The sequence below is a fragment of the Butyricimonas synergistica DSM 23225 genome (assembly GCF_000379665.1).
Lineage (GTDB): Bacteria > Bacteroidota > Bacteroidia > Bacteroidales > Marinifilaceae > Butyricimonas > Butyricimonas synergistica.
This window is the reverse complement of the sequence record NZ_KB903359.1, coordinates 1,070,411-1,090,336: the sequence shown is the minus strand read 5'-3', so window position 1 is coordinate 1,090,336 and position 19,926 is coordinate 1,070,411. Positions and strand designations below refer to the sequence as shown.

The following is a 19,926-nucleotide window of genomic DNA, read 5'->3' as shown; positions in this document are numbered from 1 at the left end:
AATAATTACAAATTTGGAGGATAAAATGATACTTGAAATTCGTTTGAGCAACTTTTTTTCAATTAAAGATGAGGTGGTATTGGATATGCGGGCAGCAAGCATACAGACCAAAAAGGCAAAGGAACTTGAAGAAAATACATTTGTATGCGGTGATGAGCAGTTGCTTAAAACTGTTGCCATTTATGGTGCAAATGCGTCAGGAAAGAGCAGTGTTATCAAGGCTATTCGCGCTTGTGTGGGAATGATATTCTCATCTCACAATTACAACGAGAATACGATATTTGCCTTTACTCCGTTCAAATTCGGGGGTATTGGCAAGTCAAGCACATTTTTCATTCGCTTCCTTCTTGAAGGTATCGAATATGAATATTCTTTTGAACTCAATAAAGTTGAGATACTGAAAGAGGCACTTTACTATTATCCGAATGGTCGTCGTTCACTGGTTTTTTCTCGTGATGAGACAAAGGGTCCCGACAAAAAGGATATCTATGAATTCCGATCGGTGATTCGCCGTCCTATGGATGTTGCTGCCAATACGTCCAAGAAAACGCTTTTTGTATCACGTGCCAGTCAGATGGATCGAGATGTCGCAAAAGATGTTTTTCGGTATTTCAATGAGCGTTTTATTCTGAATTATTTCGGATATAATTCGTTCTCTGTCGAGCGCTTGTTGAATGAGAACAAAGAGCAGTTCCTTAATGTGCTGCGAATTGCCGACAGCGACATTGTCAAAATCGACAGCAGGCATGAGAATAAAGTATTTTCGACTGCAGTGATAGACCCTGCAGACAATCAAATATTGTCGGTAGAAGATATTCAGAAACCACAGCTGGTCATTACGACTTATCACAGGAATAATCCGGATGTTCCTTTCAATTTTTTTGCAGAAGAGTCAGCCGGAACACAACGTCTTTTCGAGATGATGCTGACGATTATGGATATCGTCAAGAATAATAAAATCCTGTTGATAGATGAAATCGAGACGCAGCTACATATAAAACTGGTAGAGTATATTATCGGTTTGTTCAATAAAAGCGAATCGGCGCAGTTGATATATACTACGCACAATACATACTTGCTTAATACCAATAAGTTGCGTAAGGATCAGATATATTTTGTCAACAAACGGGATGACGGGTCCTCGGATTTGTATTCGCTGTTTGATTATAAAGATTTCCGCGACGGGCTAGATGCGGAGAAGGCATATTTGCAAGGGCGTTTTGATGCTATCCCGTATATTGACGAACAGACGGATAGTTTTATAAAATAGAAACTGATATGGGACGACAAATAAGAAAATCCAAAGGCAAAGCAATGAAGCCAAACTTCTTTGTTTTCTGTGAGGGGGAGTCTGAGGTTGCTTATATCAGTCATCTTCGTTCGCAATACCGTGCGCCTATTCAGATTATCCCAAGAAAGAGCGATTCGAACATATCCGTTCGGTATATAGAGAATTGTAAACGGAAATATGTCGCAACCAAAAATGATAAAACATTTCTAATGTTTGACCTAGATGTGAACGGAATGCTGGAACACCTGCAAAGTATTCCAAATGCGGTATTGCTAGTGTCGAATCCATGTATTGAGTTGTGGTATTTGCTACACTTTGAGAAGTGTCATGCCGAACTAACTCAAAACGCCTGCATCAAGAAACTGAAAAGACATCTTGAACACTATGCAAAGGGGACTTTGGCATTAAATGAGAAACAGCAACTGTCCGAAAAAACATCAGAGGCAACGGCAAGAGCCAAGGTGTTGGAGACATATGATAATCCATCAACTACCATCTATAAAATGATAGAACTGCTGGAAAGTTTGTAATTTGAAGATGAAGAAGGAAAATAACATTAGCGATATTTTTTTTAATATCTTGTCAGAATCATAAGATAAAGGTGCAAACTGATGGCAGAGCGAATAAAAGCAGCTATTAAATCGCCATAGATATTGGAACTGGTAAACATATTGTTGTAAATGCATTAGGATATAAATCCAAAATCAGCAGCAAAGCTGTAGATATGCAATTGATGGTATTTTATATTGGAAAATAAAGGCTTGTAAATTTTATTTTCCACAGAATAGAGACTAATAAGTTGGATAAAGATTTCGTTCCTGCTTGCAGATAAGGTGGTAAAGTTCTTGACATAGTAAGACTGTCGGGGTATTATTGCTTCTGTAATGATGTTAATTTTATGTGGATATATATCGTTATATATCAATTATATATACGATATGATCAAACATCTATAAAATGAGTCCAATCAGAAAAATGTCACTACAATCTCACAATAGGAAATTCATCGGATTATATTGGGGGAGTGGTGTCGGACTATTTGCGTAAGCTCAAATTACATTTTATTGCAACATTCCAATACGGGGCGTAGCCACAACGATGTTGACAAGGAATTACTGTTTCTATTGATTTTCAGTGTTTTTTACTTTTTGAGAACCAATGGAGTACAAATGGGCTATAAAAATCAGTCTTAAAACGCTGATTTCTGTCTGACAGTGAGCGTTTTTTGTGGGATTTTTATATCTTTGCATTTGGATTGGGAAAGTCCGGTCCATGACATAGATATAAAAGAAGCGTTATGCTTATCTTGTGAATTGGAAACGTAGGAAATTTCACAATTACACACAAGGATGGCATAGTGGTTTTCACGCTATAGCATGGACTGCTATTACTACATTCGTGTGTACGGGTTTCCTACGACCTCCAATTCAGAACGTGGCATCTGCAGTTCCACGCTTCTTTGTAATTAACGGCTCAATTGGAACTAAGGAGCCATAGGCATAAGAAAGAAATGAAACAAAAGTTTATACAACTCGTACTTATCGCTATTATTACGATTTTAATGACATCCTGTGCTTCAGGTAAGATTGTTCTATCTAATGATGCAAACATAAGTAAGTACAAATATGTCATTTTCGGGAAGGAAACATCTGGAGATAGAGAATTAGATGATATAGTAATGTCTGTTCAAAATCAGATAGCAGAAACGAATCTAACAGTTTTATCTGCCTCCAATACTCTAAAAATTTTTGAGTGTTTGATAGTATTCTCACGCCAAATATTCATGTTACATCTGAAAAATGGGATGGAGGGCATACATATATAGTAGTAACTTTTTACGATTATAACACCAAGCAAAGTATAGCTGTTATAAAAGGTAGTGGTATAGGAATAACGGTAAGCCACGACCAAAGTATAGCCCTAAGTGTAATAAGAAAAAAACTTAATAAGTTGTTCAAATAGTACAAAGCATTTCACAATAGCGAAAATAGAAGTATGTACCCATACGATGATATCTTCAACATATATTACAACAGAAAACTTTAATTTATTAACTACTATATAATCAACAAAAACAACAAATATGAAAAAATGGTTTATCTATGTACTTGGTATAATCACAGGTGTTATGCTCACATTTGCTTTCGCTTTTTGTGTTAGTTTATTTAACAATTCTGGAATTATTGGACTTGAAATGTTTGAAGAACCCGGAGATTATATGGAATACTCACAATTTGAGGTGTTTCAAGTGGTGGAATTAGGGTGTGCATTAGCTTATTCCGATGACTCTTTTGGTGCAATAGTTTTTATTATACCAAATGAAAAGCAACAGTTTTATGATAATCAAAAAATTGTCCTTAAAAAGAACCAATGTGCTCAACATGTGGGAACTTATAAATACAACACCAAAATGGAAATAGAGAAAACAGTACCGGCTGTTAGAATAATTGATGGTGTAGAATTGCCGAAGTCAAATAAAACAGTTACAGCTAAAAATAATTTTGGCAAGACATTGTTTGATAAACCCGGAGATTGTGTAAGCCAGAAAAATTTTGAAGTACAGGAGGTTTTGGAATCCGGTGATGCTATTGCTTTGGAAATTAGAGAAGTTATTTCGGGATATATATTTACTTCTGATTTAGAAGTCTTAATATTAGCTCAAGAGGGCAGTAATTTTTACAACAAACAAATAGTGAAAGCTCCTCATGGGAAATGCGCAAGACAAATTGGAAACTATAAGTATCAACAATATGGAGATACAAAAGTAATTCCAATAATTGCTTTCAAGTAAACATATAGGTATTGCGATTTCATTACTTAAACATTCTGTATAGCGTTTCGTTAATTTATGGAATAATCATTAATGTCACTCACGTCTATCATATTCTTGATTTGTTTGATAACAGGTATTGTTTATTTTGTTTGTATCAAACGAAAAGAGCGAGAACTCATTAAGCAAGTTACGTCCATTACTCGTGGCGAATGGTCGGAGCGGAGGGTGGTATTGAAATTATTGAAAGAAGGTATCAATCCTAAAGCCATATTTCATGACTTGTATATTCAAAAACCAAATGGAGAATACACGCAAGTGGATGTAACCGTTACGACAAAAGCGGGCATTATCGTGTTTGAAGTCAAGGATTATAGTGGTTGGATTTTCGGAAATGAACATCAGAAATATTGGACACAATTATTGGCGTATGGTAAGGAAAAGCATCGTTTCTATAATCCTGTTATGCAAAATTCCGGGCATATTCAAGCCATTAGGCAATGTTTACTGCAAAATCCTGGCATTCCAATTTATTCTGTTATCGTATTCTTTGGGAATAGTGAGTTTAAGAATGTTACTTGTAATGCAAACAATACTTTTATAATATATCCTCGTTCTATACGTCAGGTGGTAGCCGAAATTTTGATGCAACCTAATGCTAATTACGGAAACAAATACGAAATAATGGATGTATTCGCTAAGGCGGTGCAAAATGGCAATGACCCGATGATTGTTTCTTCGCAAATCAATTCAGCTGCATATTATGATCGCAACACGCCTCAATCTAGTAGAGAAATATAATAGAACGAATAGGGGTTGCCAAATTAATTGACAACCCTTGATTATTTTTGGAAAGTTATTAGTGTCTTGCCCGAGCCTTGATGATTTCAAAGAAGTCGGCAGCTTTCAGGGAAGCCCCCCCAATCAATCCGCCGTCCACGTCGGGATTGGAGAAGATGGCATCGGCGTTGCCGGCGTTGCAGCTTCCCCCGTAAAGGATGGAAGTGTCGTCCGCAACAGTTTTGCCGTATTTCTCGGCGATCACGGAGCGGATGAATGCATGCATTTCCTGAGCTTGGTCGGGAGTGGCGGTTTTACCGGTTCCGATAGCCCAAACGGGTTCGTAAGCGATCACGACGTGAGCGAATTGTTCCGGGGTTAGGTTGAAAAGACCTTCAACGAGTTGTTGTTTCACCACTTCAAAATGTTTACCCGCTTCTCTCTCTTCCAGAACTTCACCCACGCAGAAGATGATTTCCAGTTTGCTGTCTAGTGCTTGTGCTACTTTCTTCACGAGGATAGGACTTGTTTCCCCGTAATAGCTTCTTCTTTCCGAGTGTCCGAGGATCACGCATTTTGCTCCTGTTGAAGCGATCATTTCGGCTGATACTTCACCCGTGTAGGCTCCGGATTTCTCGGTTGCACAATTCTGCGCTGAAACCATGATGGAAGGTTCCGTGATATTGTGAGCCACCTTTGCCAGATGGATGAATGGGGTTCCCAGAACGACCTGTACGCCTTCTGCGCCTTCCTTGTATCTCACGTAATCGTTCACTTCTCTTGCCAATTCAACACCTTCGGCGAAAGTCTTGTTCATTTTCCAGTTACCTGCTACAATCTTTTTTCTCATGTCTATAGATTTAATTCGTTGTGTTTTAACTTAGTTTCTTCTTTTCTTTATACGTGGAAAAAGTAAATATGCTGCAAAGAAAAGAAGGATAAAGGAGTAAACCAAATAATTCTGCCGCATTTCTTGTTGACTTTGCAGGCAATAAGCTGCCAAATCCGTGTCTTTTAAATCTTTGATGTCCGGAATATCTTTTCCCGCCCGTTTGTCGAGAATCGTGCCTTGGCGTAAGATGATCACGCCGGGGTTGGAACGGATCATGGTTTTAAGCTGTATCTCGTCTGCCGTGCAGAATTCGTACGGCACGTGGTGGCGGTTCTTGTACCTCTGGATATCCCGTTGAGAGGATGAGGTCAGCCCGTAGAACCGGTATCCTTTTTCCCGGGCAAAGTTCGCCAAGCGGTTGAGGGCGGGTTGGGCATCCGGGGTACTTTTGTTGATATTATAAGCTACTGCAAGTATCGTGTAATTGTCATCCTCGAGTATTTCTTCCGTGATATTTCCCAAGTCCGGGTGTTCGATCACGAGGTCGTGAATGGGGGTGATGTATCCTCGCTTCACTAATCTTTCCGTGCTGCTTTCGTATTCCCAGTTCACGGTGTCTTGCCACGGGTAATTCTCTTCCGTGAATGATTGAATCTCGCCCGTCTGTTTATTTCGGTATTTTAACGTGACCTCGTATCGGTCCGGTTCTGCGCCTTCCGGGAGGCGCATTCCTTCGGCAACATTGGTGCCGATGGCGTAAGGACGAAAGTCAATCACGGGTAAATGGCGGTAACAGTACACGGACAGGCATAACATGCCCGCTGCCGCCAGCACGAGCATGGAGAATTGACCTAGCGAGGTCAACCGGGGAGTGTAATTTTTGCGGTAGACGAAAACGACAATGGCAAAAAGTAACAAGACTATGTTTTTCCCAAAGGTTTGCCAGTTCGTTAGCACCAAGGCGTCCCCGAAGCACCCGCAGTCACTTACCGGGTTGGTCAATGCCAGCACGAGGGTCAATGGGGTGAAAAATGCCATGAATAGCAAAGCGCCCCATGCAAGGCGGGATACCCAAAGGTTGAATAATAGCGCAATCCCGATCAGAAATTCAGCCAGCGAGAGGGCGAACGAGAAAAATAGCGTGGAGGAGTTCATCCAACCCATGCCGAAAGCGTTGAAGTAATCGGTGAACTTGTAGTCCGATCCCAACGGGTCAATTCCTTTCACGAAGCCGGAATAGATAAAGATGATGCCGACCACGATTCTGCAAAGATTTTGAATGACTTTCCTCATTTCTTTTATTTTTACACCATTGAATCTCTATTTCTCCACGACCAGGCGGATTAGCCCGAATACGGCGTAATTCACCATGTCGAAGTAGTTTGCGTCAATGCCTTCCGATATAATGGTAGCACCCTGGTGGTCTTCAATTTGCTTTGTCCGATTGATTTTCATCAAGATTAAATCCGTGTACGAGCTGACACGCATCTCCCGCCACGCCTCGTCGTAATCGTGGTTTTTGGCGAGCATGAGTTCTTTTGCCTGTTGGAAATAGCCTTGATAGAGTTTCAGAATATCTTCTTCCGGGGTGTCGTTGCCGGGTCCGAGTTGCAATTGGATCAATCCCATGATGGAGTAGTTGATGATACCGATAAACTCGGGGATGACGCCTTCTCCCACTTTCGTTACGCCTTTTTCCTCGATGCTGCGGATGCGGTTAGCCTTGATGTATATCTGATCCGTGATAGAGGTCGGGCGGAGTATTCTCCACGCCGTGCCATAGTCCTGCATTTTTTTCACGAAAATATCTTGGCATATATCTATCACTTTATCATATTCTTGCGCTGTGTTTGGCATAATTCTATCGTTTTTTGATAACGGAATTTGAAAAATAAGTTGTTTCTTTGAAGTGTAAAATTAGTCAAATAATTCAAAACTGGAAATTGAAAATCGAAAATTATGATGGATATCGTACTGGGAGATAAAAAAATTAGTTTGGAGAAACCTGTCGTGATGGGTATTCTGAACGTGACTCCCGACTCTTTTTACGACGGGGGAAAGTATTTGAGTGAAATCGAGGTGATAAATCGTGTGGACGAGATCGTGGAACAGGGGGCAGGAATCGTCGACGTGGGAGCTTATTCCACTCGTCCCGGGGCTGCTTTCGTGAGCGAGGAAGAGGAACTTTCCCGGTTAAGCTTTGCTGTCGAATTAGTGCGTAAATACCATCCGGAGATTTCGGTTTCGATCGATACGTTCCGGGCGGGTGTGGCAAAGGAGATCAATCATTGTTTGGGTCCGGTTATCGTGAATGATATTTCCGGCGGCACGATGGATGAACGGATGTTTGAAACGGTTGCCGAGATGGGTGTGCCTTACATCTTGATGCACATTCAAGGAACACCCCAGGATATGCAGGTAAACCCGCGTTATGACGACGTGGTACGTGAAGTCCGGGAGTTCTTCTCGGAACGTATCGCCCGCTTGAACGCTCTGGGATTTAATAATATCATTTTGGATCAAGGTTTCGGTTTCGGGAAAACCGTGGCTCATAATTATCAATTGATGGATAAAATGGAGTCATTCCTCGATCTGGGGTATCCGCTGTTGGTCGGTATTTCCCGTAAAACCATGATTTGGCGTCTACTGGGTATCACCCCGAAAGAAGCCTTGAACGGGACGACCGTGCTCAACACGATCTCTTTGTTGAAAGGCGCCCACATCCTTCGGGTTCACGATGTGCGTGAAGCCGTGGAAGCCGTGAAGATCGTGGAGGCGATGAAAGGGTGAAGCACTTGCCACAACACGATTCCGGCTGTGACGGAGATGTTGAAGGAGTGTTTCGTGCCGAATTGGGGTATCTCGATGCAATTGTCCGAGAGGTCGATGACTTCTTGTTGCACGCCTTTGACTTCGTTTCCAAACACAAAGGCGTATTTTTGTTCCGGATTGATGGTGAAGGTTTCTAAAGAGATACTGTTTTCCACCTGTTCCACGGCAAGGATGGTAAACCCCTCGTTTTTCAATTCTTGCACGGCATCTGTCGTTTCCTCGAAATAAACCCAATCCACGCTTTCCTCGGCGCCGAGTGCTGTTTTGTGTATTTCCCTGTGGGGTGGGGTAGCCGTGATGCCGCAAAGGTATATTTTCGACAACCGGAAGGCGTCCGAGGTGCGGAATACCGAACCGATGTTGTTCAGGCTACGCACGTTGTCGAGCACGACCACGATCGGGAGTTTTGCCGCCTCTTTGTATTCTTCCGTGGAGAGGCGGTTCAGTTCTTCGTTGAGGAGTTTACGATGGGACATGGGAATTGAAAATTGTTGGGGTTATTCATGATTGCTTTTAGTTTATTGCTTCGCCGATTAACGTGGCGGCCGTGCATTCGGTCACGCGAACTTGGACGAGGTCGCCTGCTTTGGCCCCGTTGTCCGGAAATACGATGACTTTGTTCTGGCTGGTGCGTCCGAAAAGTTCGTCGGATTTCTTTTTGGAAACACCTTCCACCATGACCTCGAAAACTTTTCCCACGTCTTTCCAGTTGCTCTGGTGAGATATTTCCACTTGCATATCAATAAGTTCCTGTAAACGTCTGCCTTTGACTTCCTCGTCCACGTTATCCGGTAAGTTTCGGGATGCCATGGTGCCGGGGCGTTCGGAATACTTGAACATGAAGGCGGAGTCGAACATGACTTCTTTCATTAAGTCAAGAGTTTGTCGGTAGTCTTCCTCGCTTTCGTTGTGGAAGCCCACGAACACGTCGGTGGAGATTCCGCAATCCGGGATAATTTCACGGATGGCACGGATGCGATCCAGATACCATTCTCGGGTGTATTTCCGGTTCATATCTTTCAACACAGAGTTGCTCCCGGATTGGAAGGGGAGATGAATGTGCTTGCAAATATTGGGATATGCGGCGATAGTCCGAAGTATATCATCACTCATGTCTTTCGGGTGTGACGTGGCGAAACGGATACGCATATCGGGTACAGTTTGGGCGACTAGGGCTAGTAGAGCCGGGAAGTCCACTTCCGTGTTTTCGCCTCGCCAAAGATAAGAATTCACGTTTTGCCCGAGCAGGGTGACTTCCTTGTATCCTTTGGAATGAAGGTCGAGTACCTCGTTTATGATGCTTTTCGGGCTTCGGCTACGCTCGCGTCCCCGGGTGTAGGGTACGATGCAGTAGGTGCAGAAATTGTTGCATCCCCGCATGATGGATACAAAACCGGAGATTGCCGTCTCGTCTATGCGGGAGGGGCAGATGTCCTTGTACGTTTCAGTGGTCGACAGGTCGATATTTATGGCTTTTTCGCCTTTAGCCGCTTGCTCGATCAACTGGGGAAGATCCATATAAGCATCCGGTCCAACCACGATATTTACGTTTTTCTCCTGCTCGAAAAGAGCCGCCCCCAACCGTTCTGCCATGCATCCCATGATGGCGACTAGCACGTGCGGATTCTTCTTTTTTACTTCCGTGAAGCCTTGTACCCGTCCACGAACCCGCTGTTCGGCATTTTCCCTCACGGAACAAGTGTTTACTAAAATTACGTCCGCCTCGTTTTTATCCTCGGTTCGGGAGTATCCTTTGTCTTCCAGTATGGCTGCAACTACCTCGCTGTCTGCCACGTTCATCTGGCAGCCGTATGTTTCTATATAAAATTTGCGTGTATCCATTTTCAAGTTTTATTTCCAAGGTGCAAATGTAGTGAAATTCGGGCAAAATCCTAAAAACGGTTTACTTGGTTTGTATAAACCTTTTGTATAGGGATACTTGATGCTTGGTCTACCGATTCGCTACCTCGTGAACCAATCATGCACCAATCATGCACGTAGCATAAACGTAAATTTGCGTTCATGATTCCTCCGTGATTGGTTTATGCTTGGTTTTTGTGATAGGGCAGGGGGAGCGTTGTGGTTGGCGGGGGATGTCAGTACAGTTACTTCGTTCTAAATTTTTTTGGCAGAATAATCAATGTCATATTGCCGAAGAATGGATTTTAGCTCTTTTGCGGCAATATACTTATCCCGCTTCCAGTAAGGATAACGTATTCGGGGTAAGTTTTTGTTTCCCTTCTGGCTGTTGTTATTTTTCAAAGGTTTTGAACATTTTGTTGATACAGCGTCTCTTCTGTTCCATGTTGGGATGAACATATAGATTGAGCGTCGTTGATATGTTAGAATGTCCCAATATCACGCTTTCTGTTTTGTAATCGCATCCTGCTTCAATACATCGAGTGGCAAAGCTATGGCGGCGTCTATGATATTTTAGTTTTAGGGATAAAAGGTGTATTATCAGAAATTACAAAGTTGTTGAATAGGAAAGAGGCTTTTATGTTTATCGTGAAAAATAATGTGGGAAGGATAGCGTGGGATTTTAGTGGAACTGCCAAATCGGCAGAGAATGTTTTTTGGCATAACAATTGTCATTTAATTGTCGTAAAAATTTGAAGTACAATTAAATTAAAAATATAGAGTTATGTCAACAGGAAAGATAGGAGTTTCAACAGGGAATTTGTTCCCGATTATCAAGAAGTTTTTGTATTCGGATCATGATATTTTCTTGAGAGAAATTGTTTCGAATGCGGTGGATGCCTCGCAGAAGATGAAAGTATTGGCTTCGAACGGGGAGTTCAAGGGTGAGCTTGGTGAGTTGAAAGTAAGGGTGAAGGCTGACAAAGCGGCAGGCACGTTGACGGTGTCGGATAACGGTATCGGGATGACCCAAGAAGAGGTAGAAAAGTATATTAACCAAATTGCTTTTTCCGGTGCGGAGGAGTTCATGAATAAATACAAGGATAACGCTGCTGCTATTATCGGGCATTTCGGGTTAGGTTTCTATTCTTCGTTCATGGTGAGTGACAAGGTGGAGATCGTGACGAAATCTTATAAAGAGGGGGCGAAAGCGGTGAAATGGTCGTGCGAGGGAAACCCGGAATACTCTTTGGAAGAGACGGAGAAAGCCGAGCGGGGTACGGATATTATCATGTATATCAACGAGGAGGAGAAGGATTTTCTAGAAGATACGAAGGTGAATGAATTGCTGACGAAATATTGCAAATTCTTGCCTATCGAGATTATTTCCGGGAAGAAGAAGGAATGGAAAGATGGTGAATACAAGGATACGGATGTGGATAACGTGATTAACGACACGAATCCGGCATGGACACGTAAACCGGCGGATTTGAAGGAGGAGGATTACGAGAAGTTCTACCGCGAGTTGTACCCGATGGCTCAAGATCCTTTGTTCCATATTCATTTGAATGTGGATTACCCGTTTAATTTAACCGGTATTTTGTATTTCCCGAAGATTGATAACAAGTTCGAGATACAGAAGAATAAAATACAACTGTATAGCAATCAAGTGTACGTGACGGATTCCGTGGAAGGGATTGTGCCGGAATATTTGACGTTATTGCACGGGGTAATCGATTCTCCGGACATTCCGTTGAATGTATCGCGTTCTTACCTGCAAAGCGACCGTAACGTGAAGAAGATTTCCAGTCATATCACGAAGAAAGTTGCCGATAGTTTGAATGATATTTTCACGAACAAGCGTGAGGATTACGAGAAGAAGTGGGATGATTTGAAGATTTTCATCCAATACGGTATGTTGACGGACGAGAAGTTTGATGAACGGGCAAAGAGTATTTTCTTGTTCAAGAATACCGAGGGAAAATATTTCACTTACGAGGAGTACGAGAATTTGATCAAGGCTAATCAGACGGATAAAGATAAAAAAGTGGTATTCTTGTACGCGACGGAGGTGAAGGAGCAATACACGTATATCGAGACGGCAAAGGGAAAAGGGTATGATGTGTTGCTGATGGACGGTCAGCTGGATACGCACTTTATTAATCACCTGGAACAAAAGAATCCGGAGCATCGTTTCGTGCGGGTGGATTCGGACGTGATTGATAAGCTGATCCCGAAAGAGGACGTGAAAGAGGTGGCTTTGAGTCATGAGGAGCAAGAAGAGTTACGTGCCGTGTTCTCTTCTCAATTGCCGCAAGACGGGGGGATGTTTATGGTGAATTTCGAGGCGATGGGTGAGAATGGCGATCCGGTGATTGTGACGCGTTCCGAGTTTATGCGCCGTATGAAGGATATGGCGGCAATGAATCCGGGAATGGGATTCTATGGAGCCATGGGCGACCAGTACACGTTGGTCGTGAACACGGATCACAAGCTGGTGAACGCTATTCTCGAAGAAGAAAAGAACGAGATGCAGGCTAAGCTAGAGCCGATTTATTTCGAGATTAAGGAAACCGAGAAGAAACAAGCGGAGTTGGATGAATTGAATAAGGGTAAGAAAGAGGAGGAAATTCCGCAAGTGGATAAGGACCGGAAGGCTGAATACAGTAAAGCTATTTCTGATTTGCAGACACGGAAAAAAAGTTTGCTGGAAGAATACGGTAAGGGTAATAAGGTTGTAGGTCAGTTAATTGACTTGGCATTGTTGGCGAATGGACTATTGAAAGGAGAGGCTTTGAACAAGTTTGTCAAGCGAAGCGTGGAATTAATAAAATAAAAAAGTTAAGCCGGGCGCTCGTCCGGCTTAATTATTTCAGAAAAAATCATTACTTTCGTTGGGTGAATTTGATTGAAATTACTTAAAATAATAATTATGCAGATTATATTTTCTTCCGGGTCTTATAAAAGAACGATGGTGAGGTCGATCGTGGCAATCGTGATGGGGGTTGTACTCGTGCTGTGGCCGACAGAAGTTTTGAATTACACGGTTAAGATTATCGGTGCCGTATTTTGTGTTGCCGGGATCGTTTCTTTTTTGGTTTCCTTGAGAGATCAAGGGGACGGCTCCCCAAGAGGGTTGATTTCTTTTAACGGGATCGGAAGTATTATTCTGGGTATCCTGTTGTGGGTGATGGCGGATACTTTCACGAATATATTGATGTATCTGTTAGGATTTATTTTAGTCGTGGCGGGTATCGGGCAACTGGTTGTTCTTACTTCTGCCAGGAGATTCGGGCAAATTAGCGGAATGAGTTATTTGTTCCCGGTGATCGTGCTTTTGGCAGGAGTGGTTATCTTCGCGAACCCGTTTTCCGCGAAAGAGGGAATTATCACGTTTTTCGGGGCTATATCTATTTTCTACGGGATTACCGATTTAATTAACCAACGCCGGATTAATCAAATGCGAAAAGAGGCTCACGAGTCCGAGCAACAGCAGAAAATGGGAGGCGGGGAGATCGAGGACGCGGAGTACGAGGAAATAGAAAATTGAGGGAATTCGTGTGTTTACGATAGTTTTATTAAAGAAAATATATAATGGTGTATATTATTAACAAGGAGGATTCGGTTTACAATCGTTTTTTGGCAGAGCTTAGGGATCGGGAGATACAGAAAGATCCTTTACGTTTCAGACGGAATTTGGAGAGGGTGGGGGAGATTATGGCTTACGAGATTAGTAAGACTTTTCGTTATTCATCGCGTCAGGTGCAGACGCCGATCAACGTGGCTGACGTGAGGCTGGCAGATGAAGATGTGGTGGTGGCTTCCGTGTTGCGTGCGGGACTTCCTTTTCATCAAGGTTTTTTGAATTATTTTGACCGTGCTGGGAATGCTTTTATTTCTGCAAGAAGAAAATACAAGGAGAATCATATTGATTTTGAAATACGTTTCGATTCTATTTATACACCAAGTTTGGAGGGAAAGCAGTTGTTGTTGGTAGACCCGATGTTGGCAACGGGGGCTTCAATAGTGGTGGCTTATCATGAATTGTTGAAGCAAGGCGGGAAACCCGCCCACACGCATATAGCTGCAATTGTATCCAGTCGCCAGGGATTAGCAAAGATCACGGAGGCTTTGAAAGATGAGCCGGTTACGATATGGACGGGGGCCATGGACGAGGGTTTGACGGAGAGTTGTTATATCGACCCGGGTATTGGGGATGCGGGAGATCTTGCTTTCGGAGAAAAATTGTGAGAAGTAAAAGATAAAAACTGAAAGCTAAAAGTTGAAGGTTTAGATTAAAGCATTATCTTTGACGTCATGGAAATGAACAAATATTTAATAGCTGCTTTATATGTATTTGCCGGGTGTGTGGCAACTCTCCCGATAGGAGTGCGTGCCGGAAATGTCCCCGTGGCGAATGACAGCTATCGTTTGTTGATTTCTTCTCCTACCGAGAAAATTATAACGGTCTGCACGGATAAAAGGACTGTTGATGATTGGGATTATGGTATTTCTAGTCATCCGAATTATACAGCTTCGATAGATCGTGTAAAAATTTATTATTCTTATTCACCACTTGTTCTTCCGGGATGGAAAGTTCCGGAAGTTGCAGCTAATCCCATACGAGCGCCGGGGAAATGCTGAAATTTTAAATTTATGATTCTAGATTTACGATTGAAGGGATAAACTGTGTTTTATCATTTTCAATTTTCAATTTTCAATTTTCAATTATAAAAAAGTATGGGATTTAACGATATATTAAAGAAGTTGTTCGGTAACAAGGCTGACCGTGATATGAAAGAGTTGTTACCGGTTGTGAAAAAAGTAAATACGGAGTGGGAGAAGATCAAAGGCTTGAGCAATGATGACCTGAGAAAGGTGTCTGCCGATTTGAAGGCGAAGATACACGCTCACGTGAAATCGGAAGAGGATGAGATTGCCGCGTTGAAAGCAAAGGTCGAAAATGATAAACCTTCTATTGAAGAAAGAGAGGAAATATATAATCGGATTGATAAGCTGGAAGAACAGATCGACAAAAAGCTGGAAGATGTCTTGAATGAAATTCTGCCAGTGGCTTTTGCCGTGATGAAGGATACTGCAAGACGGTTTACCGAGAACAAGGAAATCGTGGTGAAGGCTACGGATTTTGACCGGAATTTGGCGGTAAGCAAGGATTTCGTGGAGATTGACGGTGACGATGCCGTTTATTTCAATTCATGGCTTGCCGGAGGAACCGAGATAACTTGGGATATGGTGCACTATGACGTGCAGCTGATCGGAGGTTCCGTGTTGCACCAGGGTAAGATTGCCGAGATGGCGACCGGTGAAGGTAAGACGTTGGTGGCTACTTTGCCTGTTTTCCTGAATGCTTTAACCGGACGAGGCGTACACGTGGTAACGGTCAATGACTATTTGGCTAAACGTGACTCCGAGTGGATGGGACCGTTATATATGTTTCATGGATTGTCAGTAGATTGTATTGATAAGACGGAACCTAATTCCCCTGAAAGAAGACAGGCTTATCAGGCGGATATTACTTTCGGTACGAATAATGAATTCGGTTTCGATTATTTGAGAGATAATATGGCGATACACCCGGAAGACCTTGTGCAACGGAAGCATAATTACGCTATCGTGGATGAGGTGGATTCCGTGTTGATTGATGATGCCCGTACCCCGTTGATTATTTCCGGTCCTGTACCGAAGGGGGATATCCAGATGTTTGACGAGTATAAACCTCGTGTTGAGAAGTTGGTTCGTATGCAACGTGAATTGGTATCACGAATTTTTAACGAGGCGAAGACTTTGCTTGCCAGTGGGGACCGGAAACAAGAGGAACAGGGGGCTATATTGTTGTTGAGAGCTTTCAAGGGATTACCGAAATATAAGCCATTAATCAAGTTCTTGAGTGAACAGGGAAATAAGGCGACTTTGGTAAAAACCGAGAATATATATATGCAGGAGAATAACCGCCGTATGCCCGAGATCACGGATGAGCTTTATTTCGTGATCGACGAGAAATTGAATTCTATCGATTTAACGGATAAGGGACACGATACGATTACGGCAGCGGGAGAAGACCCGACATTCTTTATATTGCCGGATATCGGTTCAGAGTTGGCAGAGATTGACAAGTCTAACTTGACGGATGAAGAGAAGGTCGAGAAGAAAGACCAGTTGGTTCAAAGTTATGCTGCTAAATCGGAACGGGTGCACACGGTGAACCAGTTGTTGAAGGCGTACACCTTGTTCGAGTTGGACGTGGAGTACGTGGTGATCGATAATAAGGTGAAGATCGTGGACGAGCAGACTGGACGTATCATGGAAGGTCGTCGTTATTCAGACGGTTTGCACCAGGCTATCGAGGCGAAAGAAAATGTGAAAGTGGAAGCTGCCACGCAAACATTTGCCACGATTACATTGCAGAATTATTTCCGTATGTATCATAAGCTGGCTGGTATGACCGGTACGGCTGAAACTGAAGCGGGTGAGTTATGGGACATCTATAAATTGGATGTTGTGGTTATCCCGACGAATAAACCGATTATCCGGAAAGATGCGAATGATTACGTGTACAAGACAAAGCGGGAGAAATATAATGCAGTTATCGAGGAAATTACCAAATTGGTAGAAGTCGGGCGTCCCGTGTTGGTGGGAACGACTTCTGTCGAGGTGTCTGAGTTATTGAGCCGTATGTTGAAAATGCGCGGAATCAAGCATAACGTGTTGAACGCGAAGTTACATCAACGGGAGGCTGATATCGTTGCTGAAGCCGGTAAATCGCAAGTGGTTACGATTGCAACCAATATGGCGGGTCGTGGTACGGATATCAAGTTGAGTCCGGAGGTACGTGCTGCCGGAGGTTTGGCCATTATCGGTACGGAACGTCATGAATCTCGTCGTGTAGACCGTCAGTTAAGAGGTCGTGCCGGACGTCAGGGAGACCCGGGTTCATCCCAGTTCTTCGTGTCGTTGGAAGATGATTTGATGCGTCTTTTCAGTTCCGAGAGAATTATTCGTGTGATGGACCGCTTGGGACACGAGGAAGGTGATGTTATCCAACACTCGATGATTACGAAGTCCATTGAACGTGCGCAACGGAAGGTGGAGGAGAATAACTTCGGTATCCGTAAGCGTTTGCTGGAGTATGACGACGTGATGAACTCTCAACGTGAGGTGATATACAAGAAGAGAAGGCATGCGTTGCTCGGGGAGAGAATCGGTGTCGATATCGCGAATAATATGTATGATGTTTGCGAGGCTTTGGTTGAAGAACACAAGGAAAATAATGAGGTGGAAGCTTTCCGATTGGATGTGTTGAAATATCTATCCGTGAATTTCGATATAAAAGAAGAGGAATTCCAGAAGATGTCGGCATCCGATTTGACCGAAAAGTTATATAAAGAAACGAGAGATACGTTCTCCCGCAAGGTGGAAGGTATCGCGAAACAGGCGTATCCGGTAATCAAGAATGTGTTCGAGCAAAGAGGAGAGATGTTCAAAAATATCGTGGTCCCTTTCACGGATGGCAAGAAGATGTATAACGTGGTTACGAACCTTGAAAAGGCATATCGCACGGAAGGCGAAGAGTTGGTTCGTGCATACGAGAAATCAATTATGCTTGCCCATATTGACGACGCGTGGAAAGAGCACTTGCGTGAGATGGATGATTTGAAACAATCGGTTCAGAATGCTACTTACGAGCAAAAAGACCCGTTATTGATCTATAAGTTCGAGTCGTTCAACCTGTTCAAGACAATGGTAGATAAGATCAACAAGAGTGTGGTTTCTACATTGATGAAGGGACAGATACCGTTCGAGGCTCCCGAGGAAGTGAAACAAGCAGAAGAAAAGCGTACGGATTTGAGTAAGATGCGTACGGGACGTTCTGATGCCCCTGCCGCACAGACCAATCAAGGACCTCGTAAGGTTGAACCGGTGAAAGTGGGTCCTAAGGTGGGACGTAATGATCCTTGTCCTTGCGGAAGTGGGAAAAAGTACAAGAATTGCCACGGTAGAGAAGAATAAATAGATTTTGTGATTGAGAGATTTAATGATTGCCGATTACGCTTTTATTGAGTCTCTTAATCATAAATTATAAAATCACAGAATCGTTATGGTTTCATTATTTATCAATTGGGACGTTAGTCCCGAGATTTTTAATTTAGGAGGCTTCTCTATTCGTTATTACGGCTTGTTGTTTGCTTTGGCGTTTGTTTGCGGCTACAAGGTAGAAGAGAAGATGTTCAAATCGGAAGGGTTGAGTCAGCAATGGTTGGATAAGTTGTGGATATATGTTGCCGTGGCGACCGTAATCGGAGCCCGTTTGGGACATTGTTTCTTTTATGGATGGGAGTATTATCAGAACCATTTGTTAGAGATTATTTTGCCTTTCCAGTTGAGTCCGTTTAAGTTCACCGGGTATCAGGGATTAGCGAGCCATGGTGCGGCGATCGGGATTATCGCGGGATTGTGGTATTATTCCAAGAAGGTGAGTAAAAAGTCTATTTTTTGGATCTTAGACCGTGCTGTAATTCCTATTGCTCTGGCAGGTTTCTTTATTCGGATGGGAAATCTGATGAACTCGGAGATTGTGGGACTTCCGACTAATTTGCCGTGGGGATTTATCTTTATTCACGGGCACGGTATCGAGCATCCCGAATTACCTCGTCACCCCGCACAATTGTACGAGGCAATTTGTTATTTGATTAGTTTTGCTGTGCTGATGCATCTGTATTGGAGAACGAACGTGAAAGATAAACAAGGTTTTCTTTTCGGAATGTTTCTGATATTGATTTTCACGGCTCGTTTCTTTATTGAATTCGTGAAAGAAAATCAAGAGGCTTTCGAGGCTTCGATGACCTTGAACATGGGACAATGGTTGAGTATACCTTTTGTACTTGTCGGGATTTACATGATTTGGAGAAACAGGAAACCGTTGATTGTTGAAAGTGCAAAAGTAAAAATGAAAAAATAGGGTAAATTTAAAATCTAAAATAGTTCATGGCTTATAATAGTGAATTTATGAAGGAGGCAATTCGTGTTGCCGTGGAGAACGTGAAGAATGGGACGGGAGGTCCTTTTGGGGCTGTTGTCGTGAAGGATGGGGAGATTATCGCCTCTTCCGGAAACACGGTGGTCCCGGATAATGACCCGACCGCACACGCCGAGGTGAATGCTATTCGTAAGGCGTGCCAGGGGTTGAATTCTTTTCAATTGACGGGATGCGAGATTTATTCCAGTTGTGAGCCATGCCCGATGTGTTTGGGAGCTATTTATTGGGCTCGCCCGAAAGCCGTGTATTATGCTTGCACGAAAGAGGATGCGGCTGAGGGTGGATTTGATGATTCTTTTATCTATAAAGAGATTGTGTTGGATGGGGCTCAACGTTTTATCCCTTTCACGAATCAGCGGGAAGAGGGTGCCGGAGAAGAGTTTAAACTTTGGCAGGCGAAGAATGATAAAGTGGCATATTGAGCTTTATAAAAAATAGAAAGAGCCCCAAAAGTCGGATGTGATTTTTGGGGTTTATTTTGTAAATACGTTTTTTAACTATCCTGT

17 protein-coding genes and 1 pseudogene are annotated in these 19,926 nt (G+C 42.9%); 12 read left to right on the top strand and 6 right to left on the bottom strand.

Translation table 11 applies throughout. From position 1 onward, the window contains the following. Window positions 1–25 precede the first annotated feature (25 nt). From A3CY_RS0104760 to A3CY_RS0104740, 4 genes are all read left to right on the top strand, one after another. On the top strand, window positions 26–1,270 hold the full coding sequence (locus A3CY_RS0104760) for an AAA family ATPase (RefSeq protein WP_026207311.1): 1,245 nt from the start codon (window positions 26–28) through the stop codon (window positions 1,268–1,270). Between the two features lie 8 nt (window positions 1,271–1,278). Beyond that, entirely contained in the window at window positions 1,279–1,821 is a 543-nt protein-coding gene (locus tag A3CY_RS0104755) for an RloB family protein (protein ID WP_018336762.1), read from the top strand. Between the two features lie 1,553 nt (window positions 1,822–3,374). Beyond that, window positions 3,375–4,082, top strand: coding sequence for a hypothetical protein (locus A3CY_RS0104745; protein ID WP_018336760.1), 708 nt, complete (start codon window positions 3,375–3,377; stop codon window positions 4,080–4,082). Window positions 4,083–4,187: 105 nt separating this feature from the next. After that, entirely contained in the window at window positions 4,188–4,862 is a 675-nt protein-coding gene (locus A3CY_RS0104740) for a nuclease-related domain-containing protein (RefSeq protein ID WP_240388121.1), read from the top strand. 58 nt (window positions 4,863–4,920) lie between these two features. Here the strand turns inward: A3CY_RS0104740 and tpiA are convergent, their stop codons facing one another. Genes tpiA through A3CY_RS0104725 form a run of 3 tightly spaced genes read right to left on the bottom strand, consistent with a single transcriptional unit; the run spans window position 4,921 to window position 7,530 of the window. Then, on the bottom strand, window positions 4,921–5,691 hold the full coding sequence (tpiA, locus tag A3CY_RS0104735; RefSeq protein WP_018336758.1) for a triose-phosphate isomerase: 771 nt from the start codon (window positions 5,689–5,691) through the stop codon (window positions 4,921–4,923). Window positions 5,692–5,721: 30 nt separating this feature from the next. Further along, window positions 5,722–6,966 carry a BT_3928 family protein gene (locus A3CY_RS20255; protein WP_018336757.1) on the bottom strand — a complete coding sequence of 415 codons (1,245 nt, stop codon included), beginning with the start codon at window positions 6,964–6,966 and terminating at the stop codon, window positions 5,722–5,724. A 27-nt stretch (window positions 6,967–6,993) separates the two neighbouring features. Beyond that, window positions 6,994–7,530, bottom strand: coding sequence for a DUF1599 domain-containing protein (locus A3CY_RS0104725; RefSeq protein ID WP_018336756.1), 537 nt, complete (start codon window positions 7,528–7,530; stop codon window positions 6,994–6,996). 102 nt (window positions 7,531–7,632) lie between these two features. Here A3CY_RS0104725 and folP point away from each other — a divergent pair, with 102 nt between their 5' ends. Continuing rightward, window positions 7,633–8,463, top strand: a complete 831-nt coding sequence (gene folP / locus A3CY_RS0104720) for a dihydropteroate synthase (RefSeq protein WP_018336755.1) — start codon at window positions 7,633–7,635, stop codon at window positions 8,461–8,463. Here folP and A3CY_RS0104715 read toward each other — a convergent pair. The 3 genes and pseudogenes from A3CY_RS0104715 to A3CY_RS22410 all read right to left on the bottom strand — a co-directional run. Beyond that, window positions 8,406–8,981: an RNA methyltransferase gene (locus A3CY_RS0104715; RefSeq protein WP_018336754.1), complete on the bottom strand. Its 576-nt coding sequence runs from the start codon at window positions 8,979–8,981 to the stop codon at window positions 8,406–8,408. The genes folP and A3CY_RS0104715 overlap by 58 nt on opposite strands. Window positions 8,982–9,018: 37 nt before the next feature. Then, window positions 9,019–10,347 carry a tRNA (N6-isopentenyl adenosine(37)-C2)-methylthiotransferase MiaB gene (gene miaB, locus A3CY_RS20250; protein WP_018336753.1) on the bottom strand — a complete coding sequence of 443 codons (1,329 nt, stop codon included), beginning with the start codon at window positions 10,345–10,347 and terminating at the stop codon, window positions 9,019–9,021. Between the two features lie 409 nt (window positions 10,348–10,756). Further along, window positions 10,757–10,945, bottom strand: a pseudogene (locus A3CY_RS22410) (tyrosine-type recombinase/integrase); the annotation flags it as partial. A 204-nt stretch (window positions 10,946–11,149) separates the two neighbouring features. Between A3CY_RS22410 and htpG the strand changes: the two are divergent. The 7 genes from htpG (at window position 11,150) to A3CY_RS0104675 (ending at window position 19,842) form a co-directional block, all read left to right on the top strand. Then, window positions 11,150–13,201, top strand: a complete 2,052-nt coding sequence (htpG, locus tag A3CY_RS0104705) for a molecular chaperone HtpG (RefSeq protein ID WP_018336750.1) — start codon at window positions 11,150–11,152, stop codon at window positions 13,199–13,201. 96 nt (window positions 13,202–13,297) lie between these two features. Continuing rightward, a complete protein-coding gene (locus A3CY_RS20245) occupies window positions 13,298–13,915 on the top strand; it encodes an HdeD family acid-resistance protein (protein WP_018336749.1) in 618 nt (205 codons plus the stop codon). Between the two features lie 44 nt (window positions 13,916–13,959). Next, window positions 13,960–14,616 carry a uracil phosphoribosyltransferase gene (upp, locus tag A3CY_RS0104695; protein ID WP_018336748.1) on the top strand — a complete coding sequence of 219 codons (657 nt, stop codon included), beginning with the start codon at window positions 13,960–13,962 and terminating at the stop codon, window positions 14,614–14,616. Window positions 14,617–14,688: 72 nt separating this feature from the next. Further along, complete coding sequence (locus A3CY_RS0104690) at window positions 14,689–15,009, top strand: hypothetical protein (RefSeq protein ID WP_148375460.1); 321 nt, start codon at window positions 14,689–14,691, stop codon at window positions 15,007–15,009. 96 nt (window positions 15,010–15,105) lie between these two features. After that, window positions 15,106–18,393, top strand: coding sequence for a preprotein translocase subunit SecA (gene secA / locus A3CY_RS0104685; RefSeq protein ID WP_018336746.1), 3,288 nt, complete (start codon window positions 15,106–15,108; stop codon window positions 18,391–18,393). Between the two features lie 88 nt (window positions 18,394–18,481). Continuing rightward, the gene (gene lgt / locus A3CY_RS0104680; protein ID WP_018336745.1) at window positions 18,482–19,342 is read left to right on the top strand and encodes a prolipoprotein diacylglyceryl transferase; all 861 of its coding nucleotides are present in this window, start codon (window positions 18,482–18,484) and stop codon (window positions 19,340–19,342) included. Between the two features lie 26 nt (window positions 19,343–19,368). After that, complete coding sequence (locus A3CY_RS0104675) at window positions 19,369–19,842, top strand: nucleoside deaminase (protein ID WP_018336744.1); 474 nt, start codon at window positions 19,369–19,371, stop codon at window positions 19,840–19,842. Window positions 19,843–19,926 lie beyond the last annotated feature (84 nt).

Coding starts and splice junctions, on each gene's coding strand:
- A3CY_RS0104760 (WP_026207311.1), top strand. CDS start 26: ATGATACTTGAAATTCGTTTGAGCAACTTTTTTTCAATTAAAGATGAG.
- A3CY_RS0104755 (WP_018336762.1), top strand. CDS start 1,279: ATGGGACGACAAATAAGAAAATCCAAAGGCAAAGCAATGAAGCCAAAC.
- A3CY_RS0104745 (WP_018336760.1), top strand. CDS start 3,375: ATGAAAAAATGGTTTATCTATGTACTTGGTATAATCACAGGTGTTATG.
- tpiA (WP_018336758.1), bottom strand. CDS start 5,691: ATGAGAAAAAAGATTGTAGCAGGTAACTGGAAAATGAACAAGACTTTC.
- A3CY_RS20255 (WP_018336757.1), bottom strand. CDS start 6,966: ATGAGGAAAGTCATTCAAAATCTTTGCAGAATCGTGGTCGGCATCATC.
- A3CY_RS0104725 (WP_018336756.1), bottom strand. CDS start 7,530: ATGCCAAACACAGCGCAAGAATATGATAAAGTGATAGATATATGCCAA.
- folP (WP_018336755.1), top strand. CDS start 7,633: ATGATGGATATCGTACTGGGAGATAAAAAAATTAGTTTGGAGAAACCT.
- A3CY_RS0104715 (WP_018336754.1), bottom strand. CDS start 8,981: ATGTCCCATCGTAAACTCCTCAACGAAGAACTGAACCGCCTCTCCACG.
- miaB (WP_018336753.1), bottom strand. CDS start 10,347: ATGGATACACGCAAATTTTATATAGAAACATACGGCTGCCAGATGAAC.
- htpG (WP_018336750.1), top strand. CDS start 11,150: ATGTCAACAGGAAAGATAGGAGTTTCAACAGGGAATTTGTTCCCGATT.
- A3CY_RS20245 (WP_018336749.1), top strand. CDS start 13,298: ATGCAGATTATATTTTCTTCCGGGTCTTATAAAAGAACGATGGTGAGG.
- upp (WP_018336748.1), top strand. CDS start 13,960: ATGGTGTATATTATTAACAAGGAGGATTCGGTTTACAATCGTTTTTTG.
- A3CY_RS0104690 (WP_148375460.1), top strand. CDS start 14,689: ATGAACAAATATTTAATAGCTGCTTTATATGTATTTGCCGGGTGTGTG.
- secA (WP_018336746.1), top strand. CDS start 15,106: ATGGGATTTAACGATATATTAAAGAAGTTGTTCGGTAACAAGGCTGAC.
- lgt (WP_018336745.1), top strand. CDS start 18,482: ATGGTTTCATTATTTATCAATTGGGACGTTAGTCCCGAGATTTTTAAT.
- A3CY_RS0104675 (WP_018336744.1), top strand. CDS start 19,369: ATGGCTTATAATAGTGAATTTATGAAGGAGGCAATTCGTGTTGCCGTG.